Source organism: Aciduricibacillus chroicocephali (assembly GCF_030762805.1).
Classification (GTDB): Bacteria; Bacillota; Bacilli; order Bacillales; family Amphibacillaceae; genus Aciduricibacillus; species Aciduricibacillus chroicocephali.
Map to the genome: position 1 here is coordinate 2,268,589 of NZ_CP129113.1, position 22,162 is coordinate 2,290,750.

Annotated in this window: 17 protein-coding genes and 1 riboswitch; of the genes, 8 read left to right on the forward strand and 9 right to left on the reverse strand. The window is 43.6% G+C overall.

Translation table 11 applies throughout. The features are described 5' to 3' along the window. Nucleotides 1–101: 101 nt before the first annotated feature. The 6 genes from QR721_RS11760 to QR721_RS11785 all read right to left on the reverse strand — a co-directional run bounded on the left by QR721_RS11760 (nucleotide 102) and on the right by QR721_RS11785 (nucleotide 6,436). The gene (locus tag QR721_RS11760; protein WP_348027189.1) at nucleotides 102–398 is read right to left on the reverse strand and encodes a WXG100 family type VII secretion target; all 297 of its coding nucleotides are present in this window, start codon (nucleotides 396–398) and stop codon (nucleotides 102–104) included. 409 nt (nucleotides 399–807) lie between these two features. Beyond that, nucleotides 808–2,664, reverse strand: coding sequence for an LTA synthase family protein (locus QR721_RS11765; RefSeq protein ID WP_348027191.1), 1,857 nt, complete (start codon nucleotides 2,662–2,664; stop codon nucleotides 808–810). A gap of 169 nt (nucleotides 2,665–2,833) precedes the next feature. Next, entirely contained in the window at nucleotides 2,834–3,205 is a 372-nt protein-coding gene (locus QR721_RS11770) for a DUF488 domain-containing protein (RefSeq protein ID WP_348027193.1), read from the reverse strand. A gap of 57 nt (nucleotides 3,206–3,262) precedes the next feature. Beyond that, nucleotides 3,263–4,036, reverse strand: coding sequence for a TerC family protein (locus QR721_RS11775; protein WP_348027195.1), 774 nt, complete (start codon nucleotides 4,034–4,036; stop codon nucleotides 3,263–3,265). Nucleotides 4,037–4,371: 335 nt separating this feature from the next. Beyond that, nucleotides 4,372–4,551: an SE1832 family protein gene (locus QR721_RS11780; RefSeq protein WP_348027197.1), complete on the reverse strand. Its 180-nt coding sequence runs from the start codon at nucleotides 4,549–4,551 to the stop codon at nucleotides 4,372–4,374. A gap of 49 nt (nucleotides 4,552–4,600) precedes the next feature. Then, a complete protein-coding gene (locus QR721_RS11785; RefSeq protein WP_348027199.1) occupies nucleotides 4,601–6,436 on the reverse strand; it encodes a cation:proton antiporter in 1,836 nt (611 codons plus the stop codon). A 262-nt stretch (nucleotides 6,437–6,698) separates the two neighbouring features. Here QR721_RS11785 and recQ point away from each other — a divergent pair, with 262 nt between their 5' ends. Beyond that, a complete protein-coding gene (gene recQ / locus QR721_RS11790) occupies nucleotides 6,699–8,861 on the forward strand; it encodes a DNA helicase RecQ (RefSeq protein WP_348027201.1) in 2,163 nt (720 codons plus the stop codon). A 412-nt stretch (nucleotides 8,862–9,273) separates the two neighbouring features. Here the strand turns inward: recQ and QR721_RS11795 are convergent, their stop codons facing one another. Next, entirely contained in the window at nucleotides 9,274–10,509 is a 1,236-nt protein-coding gene (locus QR721_RS11795) for an aminopeptidase (RefSeq protein WP_348027203.1), read from the reverse strand. Nucleotides 10,510–10,768: 259 nt separating this feature from the next. On the opposite strand from QR721_RS11795, the gene QR721_RS11800 reads away from it, so the two are divergent. Both QR721_RS11800 and QR721_RS11805 read left to right on the forward strand, forming a co-directional pair. Next, the gene (locus QR721_RS11800) at nucleotides 10,769–12,304 is read left to right on the forward strand and encodes a glycosyltransferase family 2 protein (protein ID WP_348027205.1); all 1,536 of its coding nucleotides are present in this window, start codon (nucleotides 10,769–10,771) and stop codon (nucleotides 12,302–12,304) included. Nucleotides 12,305–12,507: 203 nt separating this feature from the next. Continuing rightward, nucleotides 12,508–12,801, forward strand: a complete 294-nt coding sequence (locus QR721_RS11805; RefSeq protein ID WP_348029840.1) for a winged helix-turn-helix transcriptional regulator — start codon at nucleotides 12,508–12,510, stop codon at nucleotides 12,799–12,801. 77 nt (nucleotides 12,802–12,878) lie between these two features. Here the strand turns inward: QR721_RS11805 and cls are convergent, their stop codons facing one another. Continuing rightward, nucleotides 12,879–14,321, reverse strand: coding sequence for a cardiolipin synthase (gene cls, locus QR721_RS11810; protein WP_431189546.1), 1,443 nt, complete (start codon nucleotides 14,319–14,321; stop codon nucleotides 12,879–12,881). A 236-nt stretch (nucleotides 14,322–14,557) separates the two neighbouring features. On the opposite strand from cls, the gene rarD reads away from it, so the two are divergent. The 4 genes from rarD (at nucleotide 14,558) to QR721_RS11830 (ending at nucleotide 19,103) form a co-directional block, all read left to right on the forward strand. Next, nucleotides 14,558–15,463, forward strand: a complete 906-nt coding sequence (rarD, locus tag QR721_RS11815) for an EamA family transporter RarD (RefSeq protein ID WP_348027208.1) — start codon at nucleotides 14,558–14,560, stop codon at nucleotides 15,461–15,463. Between the two features lie 56 nt (nucleotides 15,464–15,519). Beyond that, nucleotides 15,520–15,641: riboswitch (SAM riboswitch) on the forward strand. 104 nt (nucleotides 15,642–15,745) lie between these two features. Further along, entirely contained in the window at nucleotides 15,746–17,422 is a 1,677-nt protein-coding gene (locus tag QR721_RS11820; protein WP_348027210.1) for an O-acetylhomoserine aminocarboxypropyltransferase/cysteine synthase family protein, read from the forward strand. A 175-nt stretch (nucleotides 17,423–17,597) separates the two neighbouring features. Then, nucleotides 17,598–18,455, forward strand: coding sequence for an SGNH/GDSL hydrolase family protein (locus QR721_RS11825; protein WP_348027212.1), 858 nt, complete (start codon nucleotides 17,598–17,600; stop codon nucleotides 18,453–18,455). A gap of 30 nt (nucleotides 18,456–18,485) precedes the next feature. Continuing rightward, nucleotides 18,486–19,103: a YpmS family protein gene (locus QR721_RS11830; protein ID WP_348027214.1), complete on the forward strand. Its 618-nt coding sequence runs from the start codon at nucleotides 18,486–18,488 to the stop codon at nucleotides 19,101–19,103. Between the two features lie 61 nt (nucleotides 19,104–19,164). On the opposite strand, the gene QR721_RS11835 is transcribed toward QR721_RS11830, so the two are convergent. Then, nucleotides 19,165–20,124 (reverse strand): helix-turn-helix transcriptional regulator, encoded by a 960-nt coding sequence (locus QR721_RS11835; RefSeq protein WP_348027216.1) that lies wholly within the window; start codon nucleotides 20,122–20,124, stop codon nucleotides 19,165–19,167. A 258-nt stretch (nucleotides 20,125–20,382) separates the two neighbouring features. Here QR721_RS11835 and QR721_RS11840 point away from each other — a divergent pair, with 258 nt between their 5' ends. Further along, nucleotides 20,383–22,017 carry an ABC-F family ATP-binding cassette domain-containing protein gene (locus QR721_RS11840; protein ID WP_348027218.1) on the forward strand — a complete coding sequence of 545 codons (1,635 nt, stop codon included), beginning with the start codon at nucleotides 20,383–20,385 and terminating at the stop codon, nucleotides 22,015–22,017. The last annotated feature ends 145 nt before the right edge of the window (nucleotides 22,018–22,162 follow it).

A 22,162-nucleotide genomic window follows, 5' to 3' on the forward strand; every position in this document is an offset into this window, starting at 1 on the left:
AATTACGTATCCCGCAATTATTACGGGAGAAATAAGGGGTTTTTGAAAGAAGAGAAGCCACACAACAAGAAGTCGCGTGGCTATGTATTAAGGCTAGTTGATCAGGAAAGACCGAAGTTGCGTGATAGCGCTTCATCCTGCTGTGCAACTGCTTCAGCTGTCTTGTTCAATTGTTCATTGATTTCCTGCATCAAATGAGCGAAATCACGTACTTTTGGTTCCAACTGAGTGAACTGAACATCAAACTGTTCGAAAGCGCGACCTTTCCACTCTGCACTCAATTGTGATTGAAGACTCTTCAAACGTGATAGAATTCCTTCGATTTCCTGTGAACTCTGTCCATATGTTCTTGCTCTCGACTTCAGCTCTTCCGGCGTCATCATAATTTGGCCTGACATGTGATCATCTCCTCTTAATGATTTTGCTTTGAAAGAAGGGAATTTCCAAAAAGATAGACCCTGCTCAGTATCTACCATAGCAATAAAGCAGAGAACTTTCAACCATAAAATTACATTATTAGTAATTAGATACAAATCCCTATTATAAATTAACTAATATACTCCAGTAAATTCCATGTTATATATCAAATTAATTAATTTTCATTTTACTAAGCAGTACACAAGTCTTGGAAATCCGACAAAAATCCGCTCCTAAGAGACTTTTCCTGTTTAAGAAAATTCAGTAGATAGTATAGTACAGACTTTTGATAGATTATTAATCAGATCAAAATAGTAAAGCAGCCCCGTGCATTTGCCGGGACTGCTCTATTATTTGGTGATATTCATATATTTCAGTGCTCTGCAATCCCTAAGATTTGATTTCCGAAAAGAAGGTATCGCCAAGCCAATGATTACCAAACAATGCATCATACTCTATGAGATGATAGTCATGAATCATTTCTCGCAAATCATTAGGGAGTTCATAATTGGGAACTTTTCCTTTCTCCGTAACAACGTAATCCATCCCTATTCGTTTAACCCCTTTACTCAAAAGTTCGTCCATTAGACTATGGAATGCAGATAAACGATAGTTGCCTTCTTGGAGAAGAGCTGGAACGATGAAGGCTGGCGATAACCCTTCAAGATGCTGTCCCCCTTGACTCCTCACATGATTCATGTAGATAAACCATGGTGTTTCATGCAGTTTATCCGTACCGAATCTATCTTCCATACCGGTAAACACTCCAGGTAGATGGTCTCCATAGAAGACGATATTCACTTCTTGGCGAGACGCCTTCAATTTCTTTATCATCGTTTCAATCGCTTTGTCTGATGCGTGAATTCCCTGCAGATAGTTTATGAGTTCTTTTCTCTTTTCCTTAGGATAGACATTTAGATTGATTTTTGGCTGATAACCCATTTCCGGAATAGTCCCATCGTATGGAACATGATTCTGCATGGACAACACATGAATAAGCCCGGGATTCTTTTCTGCTACCATTTCAAGCACTTCTTCAGTCAATGATTCATCAGATATACGATGGTGTGTCCCGAGCTTCTTCGTATACTTGATTCCATGATTCAAATAAAGAAACTCATCAAAACCCATAACATTGTAAACTGTCTTCCTATTATATAGCTCTGCCGTATAAGGGTGGATGGCTACCTTCTGACGGTCGTAGTAACTAAGCACGGTATTATGATTTCTCGAACCGGCGAAGAAATCTGCATATGGTGTGACTATAAGCGGCTCCCGAAAGTCCTCCAGACTGAAAGAAGTCAAAATCGACCACTCCACGTTTGCCGTACCTCCCCCAATGTACGGGCTGTACATTGTACCTCCAATATGTTCTCTCGCCATTTTTGAGATATAAGGAATCGGCGTTTCATTTAACAGCAAATCAGGAAGCTGTTTAGGGTCCATTAGTGACTCGCTTAAATAGAGTATCGTCTGCGAATCATTAAGTGACTTATTGCGTTTCTCATTCTTATCTTTTGCAACATCTTTGTATTTACGGGAAATCTCCAATAAATTTTCCTTTTTATAACTGGATGGTTTATCCATATAATTCGGTTTCATCGTATGGATAAAACTCGGTACAAAGCCATCTCTATGCGCCCGGTACATCGGGTCCCAATTATGAAGATGCGGCTCTTTGTATTTCAAAATATACGCGTTATAAGCATTCGGTTTAACGCATATCGCGGAAAGACATAAAAGAGAGATGAGGAACAAAGTGATTCTCGATTTTCCATTAGGCCACAGATCCAGTCGTTTCAAGAGTTTTCTCGCCAGCCATTGTAAAAGGACGAATAACATAAAAGCAGCAATAATAAACAATGCGGCAGTTCGGAACGATATATTTATGAATGACAATAGTTCCCCTGGTGTAGCAACTGTCCGCAAGTCCGAATAAGTGATAAATTCATTCCGCTGCTCAACTTTTATATGATTTGCGATGACCAAACCTACCATAAGCCCATCTGTCACAACTATACTCATGGCAGTGCTCCCAAGAATTGCATAAATTAAAATAGTAATTAGGAAAATTAGTGAGGCACCATGATTAAAAGACTCATTAATCTCAGATTTGTTTACTATTGTGTAATCTATGAACATGCTTTTGTTCAGCCAGTCAACGACCAAAGCCGAATTTAATCCAATAGCAATCGCTGCCACTATAATATATAAAGCTATAACCCATTTCTTTTTTGTTAAAGACATTCTACCCCTCTTCCTTCAAATTTTCCGACTGTATCAATTCGGCTTGAGCCCCATAATTCTCTTTCGCATTTATACGCTATAAAACTTAACCAGTCAACCTGTCTGACTTTAGCCATTGCGATTAGAAACAAAAAACAGCCGTGGCAATGTGCCAAGGCTGTTCATTCTGTCAATCTTCCGTATGCTGCCGATCGAGAATCTCCTTCAGGACCTGTGCCTGATTATGTTTCTCATTCTTAGCTGCATAGAGAAGTGTTACTTCCTTATTATGCTGTTTCACAACTTCCTTCAGTTCTTCCAGCTCCTTTCGCTGGTCTCCCTGCTTGAGTTCTTCCTTATATCTTCTTTTGAACTCCGGAAATTGATCCGCCTCATGATTGAACCATTTGCGAAGCTCCACAGACGGTGCCACGTCCTTTGCCCATATGTCGAGAGCTGCAGCTTCCTTCGATACACCCCGGGGCCAAACTCTGTCGACGAGAATGCGCACGCCGTCTTCAGCAGATTTCTCCTCATATATGCGTTTAACAGAAACCGGCATCGTACATTTCTCCTTGATCAAATATCTTCAGAGACCGATACCCCTATCACGAAAGAATTAAGCTTGTTCTGACTTCTCTTCTTTCAATCCTCTTCCGGACGCAAACCAGCCAATGACGGCAATTCCGACAAGGACAACATAGAACGTCACTTTCCAGATGGCTGAATGCGGGAAGTGTTCCGGAATCCAGCCGACTGCAGGATGAGCAAGTGTCATAATTCCAAGCTTCACCCCAACCCAACCGACGATCAGGAATGCAGCGATTTCAAGCCCAGGGCGTTTGTGAAGAATTTCAACGAAAATATTTGCAGCGAATCGCATGATGATCAGTCCGATCATACCACCGGCGAAAACGACGAAGAACTGGGCACCATCAAGACTTCCGATATTCGGGAAGCTCGTTTTCGGCAAAGCCACGGCAAGAGCAATAGCCGCAAGAATCGAGTCAATCGCGAACGCCAGGTCCGCAAATTCTACTTTCACAACAGTCATCCAGAAGCCGCTTCCGGCCTTTTTTGCCTTTTCCAGATCTCCCGGCTTTGGCTGCCGTGTTTTATCATAAAGATGCTTGATGGACATAAGCAGTAAGTACGCCGCTCCCAAACCTTGAATCCACCAGAAGTCGACGAGTAGAGAAATGACGAACAACGAACCGAAACGAAGGACGAATGCCCCAACTAATCCATAAAAGAGTGCTTTCTTTCGTTCTTTTTCTGGCAGGTGCTTAACCATAAGCGCAAGTACGAGTGCATTATCCGCGGCCAGCAATCCTTCCAGGGCGACCAGTATGAGCAAGACCCATCCATACTCCAATATCAGGTTTAAATCCATAAACATGCTCCTTTTGTTTTGAACGAGCTTTTTACAAGCTTATCCAAAGTATTATCCGGGTAAACTGCTACAGCCGCTTTCCCGTCATCATCTGCATCTTGTCCACCCCGGACATAGAAAAGGTCCTGCCCGAAAATACGAGCAGGACCAAAAGAAAAGAGACCTTACCCGCAAAGTGGTAAAGGTCTCGCTAACAACGCCGTTCGTTGCCAACCGAGCCGGGGAATTCAAGATTCCCGTAATGACGACTCGAGCTGTACAGCTACTCCCCTTTAGAAGAAGCATATGATGTTATTTTTAATTAAAACGGATTTCTCCATGACTGTCAACCTTTTTTAGTCAGCGAGCTCTTCAAGCCTTTTATTAATTTCTGCGATTTCCTTTTCAAGACGAATAAGCTGCTCTTCAGCCGCTGAAACACGGCCTTTGACATACTCCAGCTTATCCATATCTCCCTGGATTCTCACATAATCTGACTTCGCTTCGGCCAGTTTGCCTTCCAACGTCTTCCTCACTAATATCCGCCTCCTGGCTTTTGCGGGCAAGCCGCATTATTTTTTATTTTCAATCCTGCTTCTGCTCCAAACGCTCTTGGATCTTAATTTGTTCTTTTTCCGGTGAAGTTAGGCTGAACACACGATCACCCGGTTCAGCTGTTATTTCTGAATCACTGGCATAAAAAAGAATCTGACCGGATGGCTTCAAGATGCACAAGTAGACAGTATCTTCATGTTTGTCATTCACATATTGTTCGTAGTCATATTGTCTGGTTATGGCGGTCTCACTAAATTTAAAGCCTTCTTTGAGCCGTTCATTCAATTCAGTCATCGTAATGTCTGCACCGAACAAGTGTCTGCCGCCCACATTAACAGCAAGGTCATTCCTATTCTGATCATTCTTTTCATATGGGACGATTCGGAACATATTACGCCTGCCATACTCAGGAACAAAAGTAGTCCCTATAAGAGCATTATACGAGTCAAAGTCGGTTGCTGCAATTAAATAGTCATATGGCATTGTGTCCAATTGGTATTCTGTTTGCTCCGAAAGCATCTCGCCGTGATAAAAAGGGATTCCAAGGTCACGTGCATGCTTAAGCCTTTCCCATGACGAATCTACTATGAGTACTGGTATCTTCTCTCGAGCAAGAGCGGATGCGAAGCCGGCTGAAAATCTGCTGCTTCCTATGAACAGCACACCGGGATTACCGACCATGGACAAATCCAGTTTCCGCGCCAGCCACCCCATCGAGAAACCATGAATGATAACTGTGAAAATGACAAGACCAAATGTCAGTGTCGTCAGAATATGTGCATCTTCATATCCCGCCTCAACGAATACATTGGCGAAATAACCTGAAACTGTAAGTGCCACAATCCCCCGTGGAGCAATCCAGCCGACAAGCGTCTTTTCTCTCAATGTCAAATTCGTGCCGATGGTCGAAAGGAATATTGATAGCGGACGCACAACAATCATCATTAATACAACATAGCCAATGACACGGGGTGTAAATACTTGTTGGATCGTTTCCATATCCAATGATGCGGCAAGCATGATAAAAATCGCCGAAATAAGCAAAATTGATATATTTTCTTTGAAATGACGCATATCGGCTAATGAACTGATCTGCATATTGGCGAGTGTAATACCCATCGCCGTAACTGAGAGCAATCCTGTCTGCAAAACGATTGCATCGGGTACAGCAAAGCAGAAAATAACAGCCACGAATACAACCGGGGATTTCAGATATTCCGGCATTCTACCCGTTTCGAACAACCATCCGACAAGCCTACCGCAGATCCAGCCGAAGAAAGCCGCAAATATGGAAGCCGCGAAAAACGTGAGTAGTTTTCTTAAGCTGGGATCTTCAGCCGAGAAGAAGGCGATAATTTCGAATGCGAATACTGCTAGTAGCGCACCGAGCGGATCTACAACGATACTTTCCCACTTCAGGATTTTGGCAGGTCGAGGTTTCAATTTTGACTGGCGAAGGAGCGGAAGGATAACTGTCGGGCCTGTCACGATGAATAAAGCCCCGATTGTAAATGCAACCGCCCAGGAGAGCCCAGCTATATAGTGAGCTGTAAGAGAACCAAGGAGCCAGGCAATAAGCGCACCGAGCGTTGAAATTCTGAAAACCGGTTTCTCCAATTCGCCAAGCTCTTTGAAACTCAAATTCACACTTCCTGCGAATAAGATGATCGCAACAGCTGCAGAAGTGATTGGCTTATAAAGTTCTCCGAAGTCCTCTTGAGGGTTCATTAGACCGAGCACTGGACCAATCAGCAATCCCATCGCGGCCATCGCCACAATTGCCGGAAACTTAAAGCGCCAGGCAAGCCACTGCGAGCCGATCCCCAGAACACCGATCAGCATGAATTCAAACAGAATGGATGGCATGCTGCAAACCCCTTTCTTTACCAACTTTTCGATAGTTACGGACATTCTATATGGCACATCCAGAAAAGTAAAACGATAGCCAGCGGGGCCAAAATCGTGCGTCTTACTCTGTGCTGACGTGCGAGTAAGACGTTTTTTCGTGCGTTTACCTGGCGCCATTTGCGAGCGCCGTATTCTCGGTCGCAACTCTTATTTTACCAAGCGCAAGTCGGTTTCCTTCTAAAATTTATGTTAAGATAAAAGTCGAAACGAGGTGTCCTATTTGTTAACAACGGAAACAAAACTGCTGCAGCAATATTACGGCTATGATTCTTTTCGCCCCGGACAAGAGGATGTCATCCAGAAAGCTGTGGGCCATCTTAATACTCTCGCCGTCATGCCAACTGGTGGAGGCAAATCAATCTGCTATCAAATTCCCGGTCTGGCACTTGATGGAACCGCCATTATCATCTCTCCGCTGATTTCCCTCATGAAAGACCAGGTCGATTCACTTCTCGCATTAGGGATACCCGCAACATGCATCAACAGCTCTGTCTCATCCAGTGAACTTCGACAGCGTCTATCCGACATAAATCGCGGCCGTTATAAATTTGTCTATGTTGCACCAGAACGATTCGAATCGGAAATGTTCATGAATATCTTGCGTTCAATCCGGATATCTCTTATTGCATTCGATGAAGCGCATTGTATCTCCCAATGGGGACACGATTTCCGTCCGAGCTACCGCTCCATCATCCCCAATCTCAAGACGCTGACAAATGTGCCGTTCGTCATGGCCCTGACTGCTACAGCAACAGAAACGGTTATACAAGATATTTGTGACTTGCTTCATATTGAAACGGCGAATGTCGTGAAAACCGGATTTGCCCGTGATAATCTATCATTCTTCCTTGTTAAAGGAAAGAACAAGGACGACTATATCCGGGATTTCCTGAAGAAAAACTCAGATCAATCGGGCATCATTTATACGGCAACGCGCAAACGGGTCGATGCATTGCACAATTATTTGGAAAGCCGTGGTTTCCCCGTTAGCAAATATCATGCTGGACTGTCTGAGATAGAGCGACAAGATGCACAGGATGCTTTTATTCGCGATGAAATTCCAATTATGATTGCGACGAATGCATTTGGAATGGGAATTGATAAATCCAACGTCCGCTTTGTCATTCATGATGCGATGCCGATGAACATCGAATCCTATTATCAGGAGGCTGGGAGAGCTGGTCGTGATGGCGAACCGAGCGACTGTATTCTTCTATTTTCTCCACAAGATATTCAGCTGCAGAAGTTTTTCATCGAACAATCAGAAATGGATGAAGAGGCCAAACAGCATGAGTACGCCAAGCTCCGCGCCATGACGAACTACTGTCATACGCAGAACTGCCTAAGTGCTTTCATACTTGATTATTTCGATGATACGGAAAAGGCCGAGCGCTGCGGACATTGCAGTAACTGCTTGCGCGGAAAAGAAAAAGTCGACATGACAGAAGAAGCGCAGATGATCCTTTCCTGTGTAAAACGTATGGGCGAACGATTCGGTGTCGGCATGACAGCCAAAGTTCTTCGCGGTTCCAAAGACAAGAAAATTCTCGACTTCGGTCTGCACAAACTGAGCACATACGGCATCATGAATGCCTACACCGAAAAAGAGTTGACCGAATTCATCCAGTTTCTTGTCGCGGAGCAGCTTCTTTCCATGGAAGATGGCAAGTTCCCACTCCTGAAACTGAACAGCAAATCTGTTGATGTGCTGAAAGGACAAGAACAAGTTTTCATGCATGTCGTAACTGTTCCACAGACAGAGGAACTCGGCGAACATGCAGAGCTATTCGATCTACTTCGCCAGCTGCGTAAGAAAATCGCTGACGAAAAAAATCTGCCGCCATATGTCCTTTTCTCCGACGCGACTTTAAAAGATATGAGCCGCTACTTGCCCGACTCTGAAGAAGAAATGCTCGGAATCAAAGGGGTCGGCCGTAAAAAATATCAAGACTATGGCGAAGTCTTCCTTGAAGTCGTTAGCAAGTGGAGTGCGGAACATCCTGATGTCAAACCGGCAACCCGGATTTCCTCCGGATCCTCTATGACAAAGCGGGAACGCACAGCGAAGTCATCAGATGAGCGGTCTAGTCACCGGATCAGCTATGACTTGTTCCAGAGTGGCAAGTCCATTACAGAAATCGCCGCCATGCGCGACATGTCTCCACAGACAATTGAAAGCCATATTTTCAAGACAGCCTCAATGGGCTATCCAATTAGCTGGAATCTGTTCTTTACAGATAAGGAGGAAAAAATGGTACTCGCCGCACGCGAACAATTTGATGAACCCCCGAAGCTGAAAGAATTGCGCGACGCCCTCCCTGAGGAATGCAGCTATACTGCAATCAAAGGTGTCCTTGTGAAAAATAAATTAATGGAAGCATAAAGAAAACCCTCTGTGCCAAGCTCGGTACAGAGGGTTTTTTATTTGGGCATATTCTATTGTGTTTAATTTTTGTGTGTATTCTACTGCTTTCCACCCAGATTCAATGCTTCACACGCTTTATTCCAACACTTTTTGCCGGGATTCCAACAACTTTCCCGATTATTCAGCATGTCTGAAAAAGCAGACAAGCCCGGCGTACTTATGAGCTGCGTTTCTGGACGAGTTGTTTTCACACTTCGTCTGTCCGGTTCAGATGGCTAGAAGTTTGCGTCATAAGTAGCCTTGCTACAGGCTTGGAAAAGCTTTAGCCTTACGCAATTCTACTTATGAGCTGCACTTCTGATCAAGCCATCTTCACACTTCCGACGTACAGGAAGTACTAGTGCAATCGTTGCGACAGGACGTCGCGAATTTAGATTGTAATTGCCCAAGTTCCGTTTCGGAATACGGCTTCGGTTGTTCCGTCGGGTTTAACGCCGTCGATATCGAGCTTTTCGGAACCGATCATGAAGTCGACGTGGTTAAGGCTATCGTTGACGCCGTGCTTGTCGAGTTCTTCTTCATTCATGGATGAGCCGCCTTCGATGTTTGTCGGGTAGGCTTTGCCAAGTGCGATATGGCATGATGCGTTCTCATCGAACAATGTATTGTAGAAAATTAAGCCAGACTGAGAGACTGGAGACTCGTGCGGTACGAGTGCCACTTCACCAAGACGGCGTGATCCTTCATCTGTGTTCAGCAAATGCTCAAGCACCTTTTCTCCTTGTTCAGCTTTGAAATCAACTACCTTGCCATCTTTGAATGTCAGGCTGAAGTTGTCGATCAGGCTGCCGCCGTAGTTGAGCGGCTTAGTGCTTGCAACGGTGCCATTGACACCATATTTATGCGGCATGGAGAACACTTCTTCAGTCGGGATGTTCGGATTGAACTCAATACCCTTTTCAGAAATGGCAGAGCCACCTTTCCAAATATGTCCTTCAGGTAGTTCAAGTTCAAGGTCTGTGCCAGGTGCCTTGAAGATTAGCTTTTTATAAGCTTTCTCGTTCAGGATACCGCGAGCTTTCTCCAGCTTCGCATTATGCTTATTCCACGCTTCAATCGGATCATCCTGGTCAACACGAACAATTTTAAAGATGGCTTCCCAAAGGTTGTCAACTGCTTCTTCCTTAGACTGACCAGGGAAAATCTTTTGTGCCCAGTCCCCTGTTGGAATGGCGACGATGGACCATGTGATACGGTCATTCATCGTATATTGGCGGAAGTTCTTCATCGCTTCTCCTGCCGCCTTTGAAGCCATGGCAACACGTTCAGGATCTACGCCGCCGAGCAGGTCCGGATTCGTTCCCCTGATAGAAAGGACTGCTCCCCGCTCCTCCGTAATCCAGTCATGAAGTTTCACACGCCACTCCGGTACATTCTTCAAAACTTCTTCCGGTGCATTCTCATATTTAAGTAATGTTAATTCATCATCTGCCCAGTTCACGAGGACATCTTTTGCACCAAGTTCATACGCCTTTCTCACAACGATGCGGGCAAAATCAGCCCCTTCGATTGGCGCATTGATCATCAATGCCTGGTCCTTTTGCAAATTGACACCTTTTACAAGCGCCAACTCTGCATACTTTTCCAGAATTTCTTTACTTGGCATATTTGATACCCTCCCAAAATAAATCTTCTCATCTATATTATCCCACAAAAAGGCATTTCTAATGAAAGAGGATGCTCATATTCTTAACAAACATTTTAAAGTGGCTAAATTGTTTATATTTACTCCGTTTGGTAAACTATAACAGTCCAATAATAACTTTTCATAAAAGCCATTTTATATCGAGGAATGATTTTCTCGGGGGCAGGTTATTAACTACTATGACGTAAAATTGCTGTTTTTTAGATTCGGAGGAGAAATAATGGCTTTGCTGAGCAACAAATTGAATTATATGTTCATGGATAAAGAGAAATTCTTAAAACGCATCAAGTACAACAATGAAGGCTATTATATACACTACAAAATTAGAGGAGATTATAAGGTTACGGTCGTCATGCCCGTTTATAACGCTGAACAAACAATCGCAAGGACAATTGATTCCATCATTGCCCAGACAATCGGATTCGAGAACATTCAGCTACTTATAATAGATGACCTATCTACAGACTCTTCAAGAGAAATCATCCTGGATTACAGCAAAGACTATCCCAACATCTTCCCTGTCTTCCTTAAGGAGAATTCCGGCTCTCCGGCAACTCCCAGGAATCTCGGCATACAGCTTGCAACGGGAAAATATATTACATTCATTGACTCAGATGACTGGTTCCACGGAGCTGGAATAGAAGTGCTATACAATTTGCTCGAAAAGACAAACGACCAGTATGCTGTAGGCAAGACAATCAAAGTAGATGACAAAGGCGAATACATCATCGGTGAATACAACAACTGGGCAGACAGAGAGTCCATCGACCCGTATTCCATCGACCGGATATTCCACCATTTGGGTCCGACAGCCAGAATGATGAACACCGCTTTTCTTCAAGAGAGAAACATTCAATTCCCTAACATGAAATTCGCCGAAGATAAGCAGTTTTTCATAGACGTTATTACACAGTGCAAAACGATCTCGACTTCAAAAGAAATCATCTATTATGCCAACCGCTACAGCGATAATATGAGTCTGACAACAACAACGACTATTTTCGAGAAAACCGATACAAATATATCTCTAATCAATTATGTAAAACGCAAGAACCTCCCTGTTCAATTGGAAAAGATGGTACTGAATAGATTGTATGAATTTGACTGTATTACGCGTCTATTCGACAGAGGTCATTTCCTCCGTTCGACCGAGAAGGAAAAATACTATGAGAAATTCCAGGAAGTTCTCGACACTACAAAAGATCTCCGTTATGAATTTTTGGATAGCTTCTACGAGCCTTGGCACAAGAGACTCATCGAGCTGTTCAGAATGGATGCCTATGATGACCTTGTAAAATTGATTGAATGGAACCGGAATGTCAGTACGAAGGATTTCTATATTGAAAACAGCTTGCCTTATTATCATTTGCCTCTGAATAAAATCAAATCGGCTCGGATCAATATGCTCGCACTTCACCATGCAACAATCACAGAATCAGACAGGCTGCTTCTTCAATACAGAATTTACGGAGATTTTAAGGACGAAATCCAGACACTTGTGTTCAGACAGCGACATAACGATTTGAATGAGCTAGAATTCCCAATCAAATTCGTCGGGGACAATCTCTATGAAACTTCCATACCTTATGAACATATTAGTAAAATCGGCTCAGCCAGCTATTCCGTTTATATCAAATACCGTAATTATATGAAGCTGCCCGTCAGAATGAATTCCAGGGAAATCATTAAATATGATGAGAAAAAACTGGATTTCTATGTGACGGTTTCGGATAATTTCGGCTTCACCTTAAAATAAGCAGCCCTTACAAGGCTGCCTATTCCTTTTTCACCAATACTTCTATTCGAAAAAAATGTTCTATTGGGATTTTCATATCCCAAAAAATGTGGTATGCTTTATCAATTAAATAGTCTAATTATTCTTAATGTTTTAAAGCAATTATTCCATAAGAGGGGGGATTTCTGGTGCAAGAACATCTCTGTAAGAAACTCGAAAGCGCCATGCATCTTATCAGTAAGCGCTGGGTCGGCCTCATACTCTTTGAGCTGTGCAAAGGCCCTAGGCGATTCTCTGAAATGGAAGCAAATCTTCCGATCAGCGGAAGGCTGCTCTCCGAACGTTTGAAAATGCTTGAACGCGAGGAAATGGTGAATCGTTCCGTGTATACGGAATACCCCGTCCGAATAGAATATTCACTTACTGAAAAAGGACATGCTATCCAGCCTGTCATCGGGGAACTTGAAAAGTGGGCCGAAGAATGGGTACAAACCGAGGAACATGAATATTCGAGCTGAAGCAAGAAATGTAATGACATATCTTGCTTTTTTTCTTTCAAAAAAGCGCCCCTCCTGTCGGAAGAGGCGCTCTGTTTTTATAATATTGGTGATAACAGCCGCGATACAGACTCTTTAAACTTGATTCCGATGGAACGTTTTGCATAAAGCTTCTTCGTCATCTGAGTCGACAGCTTCACATCTTCATGAAAAGCCGTGCAGAGCTTCTGCGCCAGATGATCATCATATAGGAAGGCATTTACTTCAAAGTTCAGGCGGAAGCTTCGCACATCAATATTCGCAGTTCCGACTGAAGCGACCTTACCATCAATGACAATTGTCTTCGCATGGAGAAAACCGTTCTGATAAATATAAATCTCCGCTCCCGCATTGAGCATGTCCCCTATATAGGACAATGTAGCCCAATAGACAAAAGGATGATCTGGCTTGTTCGGAATCATGATTTTTACATCAACTCCTGATAGCGCAGCAATCCTGACAGCATCACTCAAGCTCTCGTCCGGAATGAAGTAAGGAGTCTGGATATAAATACTTTCTTTCGCTGACAAAATCATTTTCAGATAGCCATATTTGATCTGTTCCCAGTCTGAATCGGGACCGCTCGATACAATTTGGACACCTGTATCGCCTGATGGAACCGAAGCATAATAGCGTTCCTCGTGAAGCATCTCATTCCTTGAAGCCTGGTTCCAGTCAAGAATGAAGCGCGTCTGCATATGGCGAACAGCATCACCGCTAATCCGCAGATGTGTATCACGCCAATAGCCGAACTTCGGATCCTTCCCAAGGTATTCATCTCCGATATTGAATCCTCCGATATAACCTGTCGCTCCATCAATAATCGCGAGTTTTCTATGATTGCGGAAATTGATCTTGAAGTTGATCTTCGGAATGACTGGAGGGAAAAACGCCTCCACCTTCGCCCCTGCATCACGTAGTCTTTGAATGAACTTCCTGCTTAGCGTGCGCGAGCCCATATCATCATAAAGGACACGCACTTCGACACCTTCCTGCGCCTTTTTTACAAGCACATCCGCAAGCCGCTTGCCAAGCTCATCATTACGAATAATATAGTAAAGCAAGTGGATATGGTCTTTCGCTTGACTCAAGTCCTCTATAAGAGCATTAAATTTTTTCTCGCCATCCGTATACACTTCAACCTTATTATCCTGTGTAAAGAGCGCATCATTATTGCGTAAATGCAAGTAGACAAGGTCTTTGTAATCAGAAAGGAAATCTTTCTTATATATGAAAAGATCATTTTCGATGGTCCTTCTTTGGAAATTGACAGCCTTCTTAACGCCAAGACGATTCTTCAAGTCCCAGGTGAAGATTTTCTTGTGACGCAAGCTTTTCCCAAAAATCAGGTAGAGGATGAAACCGGCGATCGGTATGAAGAACAGAACCATGAGCCAGGCCCATGTCGAGCTTGCATCTTTGCGTTCCAGGAAAATGATTGTGAACGCTAGAACCAGGTTGAAAACCATAATCGCTGTAAGTATGTAAGGCATGATGTGTATGTGCAGCTGCATGAACTGGATGTCCCCCTTCCTACCCGAACTATTTGCTCATTCCAATATAGCATATTCATATAAAGAAAGGCAGGGAATGGATTGCTTGCATATTATATTTCCCCTATGAGACGGTTGCCATTCCTCTTCTCTATCTGTAAAATTGCTCTATTGTCCATATTTCCAAATGGAAAAACTGTTTTCGCTTCTATTGTAAAACTTATTTATGCAAGGAGGCTCGCATCATGGAGCGAAACACGAATATGAATTATGGCATTCTCATCACATTTATCTCTTATATCATATGGGGGCTTCTGCCACTTTATTGGAAGCTGCTCGGTGACGTATCTCCTGATCAGATCCTTGCGGCAAGAATCGTCTGGTCATTTGTCTTCATGCTTATCGCACTTACAGTAAGTGGCGGCTGGAAGAAGTTCACTACTGAAGCGAGAATGCTATTGCATGACAAACGAAACTTGGCGAAAATCGTCATTGCTGCTTTTGTCATCACTCTGAACTGGCTCACATATATATGGGCAGTGAACACAGAGCATGTTATCCAGGCAAGCCTCGGTTACTACATCAATCCGCTCGTCAGCATCCTTCTCGGTATTGTCATTTTGAAGGAATCATTGACACGCAGGCAGACCGCAGCGGTCATTCTTGCTGTCGTGGGCGTACTCTACATGGCTTTTGACTTCGGAAAGTTCCCATGGATTTCCCTCGTCCTTGCCTTCAGCTTCGGCATTTATGGCCTTCTGAAGAAAACAGTCAACTTAAGCGCGATGACAGGTCTCACTATTGAAACACTCGTCGTCACCCCAATTGCGCTCATTTACTTATGGTTAGCGCCTACTAGCAGCGGTTTTACATTTACCGAACTGACTGAACGCGACCTGCTCTTAATTGGGACAGGCATTGCTACAGCAGTACCTCTGCTATTGTTCGCTACCGGTGCCAAACATATCCCGCTCGCACTGATCGGTTTCATCCAGTATGTGGCACCGACATTGATGCTTCTGCTCGGCGTATTCCTGTATCATGAACCATTTACAAGAGCACATGCAGTTGCCTTCGCTTTGATTTGGGCAGCTCTCTTCCTTTATATGAGTTCATTGATGCGCGGAAGGAAAAGGCGCAAGCAAAATTAGAATTGACTTATTAAATTCTGACTGTTAAAATTGTTTTTAAATTCAAAATCATATATCTCTTATTAAGAGTGGTGGAGGGATTAGGCCCTGTGAAGCCCGGCAACCTGGAATCGGGAGACATCTCATTTTTCATGGTGCCAAATCCTACAGATGTGCATGCACAACTGACAGATAAGAGGCGGACGGACTTAAAAGCGCATCCCCTCTTCCACGTGAAGACAGGTGCGCTTTTTTCATAAATCGGTCCAATTCCCTCAAAACAATTCAAAGGAGGATCATTTCATGAGTTCATTCAATTTCCAACATCCGGAGACACAGCTTCTCCACGGCGGTCAGATCGCTGACCCGACTACCGGTTCACGTGCGGTGCCGATCTATCAGACTACTTCCTACGTTTTCAAAGATACAGAGCATGCCCAGAACCTATTCGCACTTGCCGAACCAGGTAACATTTACACTCGAATCGGCAACCCGACAGTTGATGCCTTCGAACAGCGTGTTGCGCTTCTTGAAGACGGTTCTGCTGCTGTCGCTTTCTCTTCCGGAATGGCTGCAATCTCAATGGCCATTATGAATATTGCGGGTGCAGGAGATGAAATTATCGCTGACAGCAACCTTTACGGCGGTACATACAATCTTTTCGTACATACATTGCCGAAATACGGCATTAACGTAAAGTTCGTCGATGGTGGAGATCTTGAAGCGATTGAAAACGCAATTACAGATAAGACGAAGGCAATTTTCGGAGAAGTCATTACGAATCCCAGTCTGAACGTATTCAATATTGAAGGTGTCGCACAAGTTGCTCACAAGCACGGTGTACCACTTATTATTGATAACACATTTGCAACGCCTTATGTATGCAAGCCAGCCCAATGGGGTGCAGATATCATCGTTCACTCTGCAACGAAATGGATGGGCGGACATGGTACAGCAATCGGCGGCGTAGTCGTAGACAGTGGACGTTTCGACTGGGCAGCAAGCGGACGTTTCCCTGAATTCACTGAAGCAGACGAAAGCTATCACGGATTGAAATATGCAGACCTTGGACCTGTTGCCTATGCAATCAAAGTACGCGTCCAACTGCTTCGCGATATCGGTGCTTGCATCAGCCCGCAGAACGCTTTCCTCCTTCTACAAGGCTTGGAAACATTGCATTTGCGCATTGAGCGCCATAACGACAATGCAATTAAAGTCGCTGAATATTTGAATGGCCATCCGAGCGTTGAATGGGTGAACTTCCCTGGACTTGAGAATCATCCTTCACATGCCGCTGCGAAGAAATACTTTAAATCCGGCTTCGGTTCTGTCATTACTTTCGGTATTAAAGGCGGACGCGAAGCAGGACGCAAGCTAATAGACAACATTGAATTGTGGTCCCATGTTGCAAACGTTGGTGATGCAAAATCTCTTATCATCCACCCTGCTTCTACAACACATCAGCAGTTGAATGAGGAAGGTCTCAAGAAAAGCGGCGTAACAGAAGAGCTTGTCCGTCTTGCGGTTGGTCTCGAATCAACAGAAGATACATTGCGTGATCTGGACCAGGCGATTGCCAAAGCTACAGGAACAGAACCGCAGCTGCCACATAATGAGGAATCTGTATCCAAATGGCTCCTTACTTCCCCGTTTGATCGTGCTGACGGCGGCCTTCGCCAAAAGTCCATCGCCGTAATCGGTGCAGATGATGTACGTGAAGAAGTGGAAGGTCTTAAAGCACTTGGCTTCGGAATCCAGGAAGTCGAGCTCGCTTCCAAGGTTGACGAACAGACAGATGCCATCTGGTTCGCTAACAAAGAAATCGCAGGATGCGCTGTCAACAAGATTGGCGATAAGCAAGTCAAAGTTATTTTTGGCACAGGCGAAGCAGCCGACAGCTATCGCAATGCAGGTTATACAGTCATCCAGAACAAAACACCATTTGAATTAGCCAAAGCACTGCGCAATGATCGCAGCTAATTAAGCAACAGTGAAGAACCGTCTCTGCCGCAGGGACGGTTCTTCTTTCCCTTCTAACATTTTCATTACATGGAATTGATTCATTTACAGTTATTCCGGGAAATATAGTATGATGTACTAATAAAAACTGTTCGCATCCTGAATGCGAAAATACGGAACAGCAAGGTGATTATCCATGAAACGAAGATTCCTAATCGGAATAAGTTTAGCGATTTTGTTCATTGCCGGCATTGGACTCTATGCAGTTCTCAAACCAGGTGATGACTCTAGAAATGTAAAGCCTGACCCGACCCAAATCCAACAGAACAGCGCCAGGCAACAAGCAATGGCGAAGCCGAGAGACCCTGAACAATCAGGACCCGAAGCAAAGGCAGTGGTCGGCAGGAAGGGATTTTTATCAAGAAAAAGTACAAGAGTTGTAGCACTTGGGGATTCCTTGACACAGGGTGTAGGTGACAGTACGAAATCAGGCGGATATATCGGCATTCTCGATCGTAAAGTGAATGGAGATCGGAAAAAAGTCCGCTTTGACAACTTCGGTCATGCTGGTGACCGTACTGACCAGTTATATAGGAAGATACAAGACCCGAAAGTTTCAACCGCGATTGCCGACAGTGACATCGTGCTGATTACAATTGGGGCCAATGATATTATGAAAATAGTAAAGAGCAACATTACGAACCTCAATTATGATGACTTCACTGAAGAACGTGGACAATATGAAGAAAGGCTTCAGCGTGTCTTCAATGAGCTTCAGAAAATCAATCCTGATGCAAAGATCTACCTTCTCGGGTTCTATAACCCATTCCTGAAATACTTCCACGATATACCGGAGCTGAACGATATCGTCAAAATGTGGAACAAAACAAGTGAGATGGTAACAGAAGAGAATGAAAATATTCATTACATCCCGACAAAGGATCTCTTTGATAAATCAAGAGGAAATGTTTTCTATGAAGATAATTTCCACCCGAACGATAAAGGTTATCAGATGATGGCCGACCGTGTGCTGAAATACGTCAATTTCAAATAATATAATAGACTGAAAAGAGGTGAACGGCTCGTGCCCCGACAGGACAGAAGCAAACGCATCAAATGGAAGACCCTCTTTATCATCCTTGCAGCAATCAACATCGTTGCTATTTTGACTCTGGCCGTACTTATCTTCTGGCCAGTGAAAGAGGAGACTTACCCTGAATATGAACAACAAAAGGAATCAAACAGCTCTCAATTCATTGTTAGAACAACGAAGAAGAACATTAATGAGATGATTGCGGCTTATCTCGCCAATGTCTCCCAGGACAACAAGTACAACTTTAAGGTAAGGCTGGAGGAAGATGTCCATCTTCGGGGTGAACTCCCTGTCTTCTCATCATCAGTCCCGCTCTCCGTTCACCTGGATCCAATCGTACAGGAAAATGGAGACGCCATACTGAAGGTGAAGACCATTTCAGTAGGAATGCTAGAGTTGCCAAACAAGAACATCATGGAGTATATACGCGACCACCTTCCAATGCCTGAATGGGTCAAAGTGAACCCTAGAGGCGAAGAAATCTATGTGGCACTTACAAAGATGGATATCAAGAGTAACTTCCGTGTGCAAGCTGCCCATATCGATTTGCCAGAAAACAATATAGCTTTCAAAATTTCCGTTCCATACGATACAATCGGGCTTGACTGAGAAACCTTTCAAGATAGCATGATAAAAATAAAGACTGAACTGGGGTGAATCTTATTCCAGTTCAGTCTTTATATATTGCCTGCATGTCGGCAATCTCTTTTTTTATAGCATTACGAAGGGATTCAGGCTTAAGAACTTCTGCTTCCCCGCCCCATTCCAGAATCCAGCTTTTCAGCAGATCTTGCCTTAATGTGTGCAAACGAACGATTATTTCTCCATCCTTCTCTCTTTCAATTGAAACAGATGGTCCAAATTCATCAATTAGCTTCGGATAAAGATGTGCCGCAAAGCGAATCTCGACTTCTGTTCCTTCCCTTGAAAAGCGTAAAAAATGTTGTTCCGTATAAAGCTGTAAATTGAATTTATCCTTTTCGAATGTCTCTTCAAGAATTTCGATACTGGTCAAGCAATCAACTCGAAAATGCTGAAGCGTTCCCGTATCTATACATTTGCCGACAAGATAGCAAAAATCATCTTGCCAAGTGAGAACATACGGGGCAAAGCTTTTTACATTTTCCTTTTCTTCAAGTTTCCGATATACGAATTGGATTTGTCTATTTCCGTTCATAGCATTTTGCAGTGTTTGAACTTGAAGCTGCACTCTGTCGAACAGCCAACTCGGCCCATTTTTGTCAAGAAGGACATCCGGCAAGGTTCTTGCCATTGGCCTGCTGACAAGGGTTTTCAGCTTGCCCACTATTCGCTGCTTTTCCTTTTGTGGAAGGAAATTTGCCGCAAATACAGTATCGAGAAGAATGCGAAGCTCAGTATTACTGAATAGTCTTTCTCCTCTGCTATAGAGCAATTTTCCGAACTTGCCTTTTTCACTGTAAATACTAAAGGCAGTTGCATCAAGCGCCTGAAGGTCTGCTCGGATTGTTCTTGCATCCATCTTCATTTGCGGTAGCGAGGCTTTAAGTCTTTCGATGATTTCCTGAATGCTGATCTTATTTTCATAGTCTGTTTCTTCATCAATCAGTTTCCTTAGTAATAACAATCGACGCTGGTTACTTTGCACCATATCAATCACTCCTAATTACCATCCTATATCCCTACATGATATAGTGTAAAAGGACTATTATCAAACATTAAGTAGAGTTTAAGATACATTTTTCTACAAATTGAACAATTCTCTCCCAGCCCAGCCCATGCATATTGACGAAACCGCTTAAATCCCGTAAGCTTAACCCTAAAGTGTATAATCATGCCGTCTTCATGCCATGCTGTTTTGGACATGTAGATTTGCAATTTAAAGATATATTGGAGGTTCATAATTTACATGATTACCGTTAACAATGTAAGTTTACGATATGGTGACAAGAAACTGTTCGAAGATGTGAATCTCAAGTTCACTCCAGGCAACTGCTACGGAGTAATCGGTGCAAATGGTGCCGGTAAATCAACATTCCTGAAGGTCCTTTCTGGAGAAATCGAGCCGAATAGCGGCAATGTCTCACTTTCACCAGGTGAACGTCTTACATTCCTTAAGCAGGATCACTTTGCTTATGAAGATGTTCAAGTCTTGGAAACTGTTCTCATTGGACATGAAAAGCTATATAAAGTGAAACAGGAAAAAGATGCAATTTATATGAAGGCCGACTTCACTGAAGAAGATGGCATGCGTGCTGCCGAACTTGAAGGCGAATTCGCCGAGTTGAACGGTTGGGAAGCGGAATCAGATGCAGCCATCCTTTTAAAGGGTCTCGGTGTAGATGAGTCCAAACATGATTTGAAGATGGAGCAGCTTGCAGAAGATGATAAAGTAAAAGTACTTCTTGCACAGGCTCTGTTCGGCAACCCTGATATCCTTCTACTGGATGAGCCGACAAACGGTCTCGACATCCAGGCAATCCAATGGCTTGAAGAATTCCTGATCAACTTTGAAAACACGGTCATCGTTGTTTCCCACGACCGTTATTTCCTAAATAAAGTTTGTACACATATTGCTGATGTTGACTTTGGCAAAATCCAAATCTACATCGGTAACTATGATTTCTGGTATGAGTCCAGTCAGCTTGCACAGCGCATGGCTCAAGAACAGAACAAGAAGAAAGAAGAAAAAATCAAGGAATTGCAAGCATTCGTTGCTCGTTTTAGCGCCAATGCATCCAAATCCAAACAGGCGACTTCCCGTAAGAAGATGCTCGACAACATCACACTTGATGATATCAAGCCTTCTTCCCGCAAGTACCCTTACATTGCTTTTACACCAGAGCGTGAGATTGGTAACGACCTCCTTCGTGTAGAAGGGCTAAGTAAAACAATCAACGGCAAGAAAGTGCTTAACAATGTAAGCTTTACAATTAATAAGGATGATAAAGTTGCGTTCCTTGGTCGTGATGATATCGCTAAGACAACACTTTTCCGCATTCTAATGGGTGAGTTGGAACCTGATGAGGGAACGTTCAAATGGGGCGTAACGACGTCACAGTCATACTTCCCTAAGGATAATTCCGAGTACTTTGAAGAAGAACCGAAGCCGCTCGTTGACTGGTTACGTCAATATTCCCCTGAAGATGAAACAGAAACATTCCTGCGCGGATTCCTTGGCAGAATGCTCTTCTCAGGCGAGCAGGCACTCAAGAAGTCCAACGTCCTTTCCGGTGGAGAAAAAGTACGCTGCATGCTTGCTAAAATGATGCTCAGCAATGCCAATGTACTTGTCATGGATGAGCCGACAAACCACCTTGACCTGGAGTCCATCACATCACTTAACAACGGTCTGATCACTTTCAAAGGTTCCATACTGTTCTCCTCTCATGACCATGAGTTCGTTAACAGTATTGCTAACCGCTTGATCGAAATCACACCGACTGGCATCATCGATAAGGAAATCAGCTACGATGAGTATGCCCGTGATAAAGACTTGCAGAAAAAGATTAGCAGCATGTACGCTGTTGCTGAAGCACAATAATAAAAAAAGGTTCCGCTGCATTTGCAGCGGAACCTTTTTTATGTATATGCATAGCCTAGGATATAGTAAATGGACGTCCAGATCGTTTATATCGGATACAAGTTTGCCTCATACGCCACCAGACTTAGATCTTAACCAACTCATA

Coding starts and splice junctions, on each gene's coding strand:
- QR721_RS11760 (WP_348027189.1), bottom strand. CDS start 398: ATGTCAGGCCAAATTATGATGACGCCGGAAGAGCTGAAGTCGAGAGCA.
- QR721_RS11765 (WP_348027191.1), bottom strand. CDS start 2,664: ATGTCTTTAACAAAAAAGAAATGGGTTATAGCTTTATATATTATAGTG.
- QR721_RS11770 (WP_348027193.1), bottom strand. CDS start 3,205: ATGCCGGTTTCTGTTAAACGCATATATGAGGAGAAATCTGCTGAAGAC.
- QR721_RS11775 (WP_348027195.1), bottom strand. CDS start 4,036: ATGGATTTAAACCTGATATTGGAGTATGGATGGGTCTTGCTCATACTG.
- QR721_RS11785 (WP_348027199.1), bottom strand. CDS start 6,436: ATGCCATCCATTCTGTTTGAATTCATGCTGATCGGTGTTCTGGGGATC.
- QR721_RS11795 (WP_348027203.1), bottom strand. CDS start 10,509: ATGCCAAGTAAAGAAATTCTGGAAAAGTATGCAGAGTTGGCGCTTGTA.
- QR721_RS11800 (WP_348027205.1), top strand. CDS start 10,769: ATGGCTTTGCTGAGCAACAAATTGAATTATATGTTCATGGATAAAGAG.
- QR721_RS11805 (WP_348029840.1), top strand. CDS start 12,508: ATGCATCTTATCAGTAAGCGCTGGGTCGGCCTCATACTCTTTGAGCTG.
- rarD (WP_348027208.1), top strand. CDS start 14,558: ATGGAGCGAAACACGAATATGAATTATGGCATTCTCATCACATTTATC.
- QR721_RS11820 (WP_348027210.1), top strand. CDS start 15,746: ATGAGTTCATTCAATTTCCAACATCCGGAGACACAGCTTCTCCACGGC.
- QR721_RS11825 (WP_348027212.1), top strand. CDS start 17,598: ATGAAACGAAGATTCCTAATCGGAATAAGTTTAGCGATTTTGTTCATT.
- QR721_RS11835 (WP_348027216.1), bottom strand. CDS start 20,124: ATGGTGCAAAGTAACCAGCGTCGATTGTTATTACTAAGGAAACTGATT.
- QR721_RS11840 (WP_348027218.1), top strand. CDS start 20,383: ATGATTACCGTTAACAATGTAAGTTTACGATATGGTGACAAGAAACTG.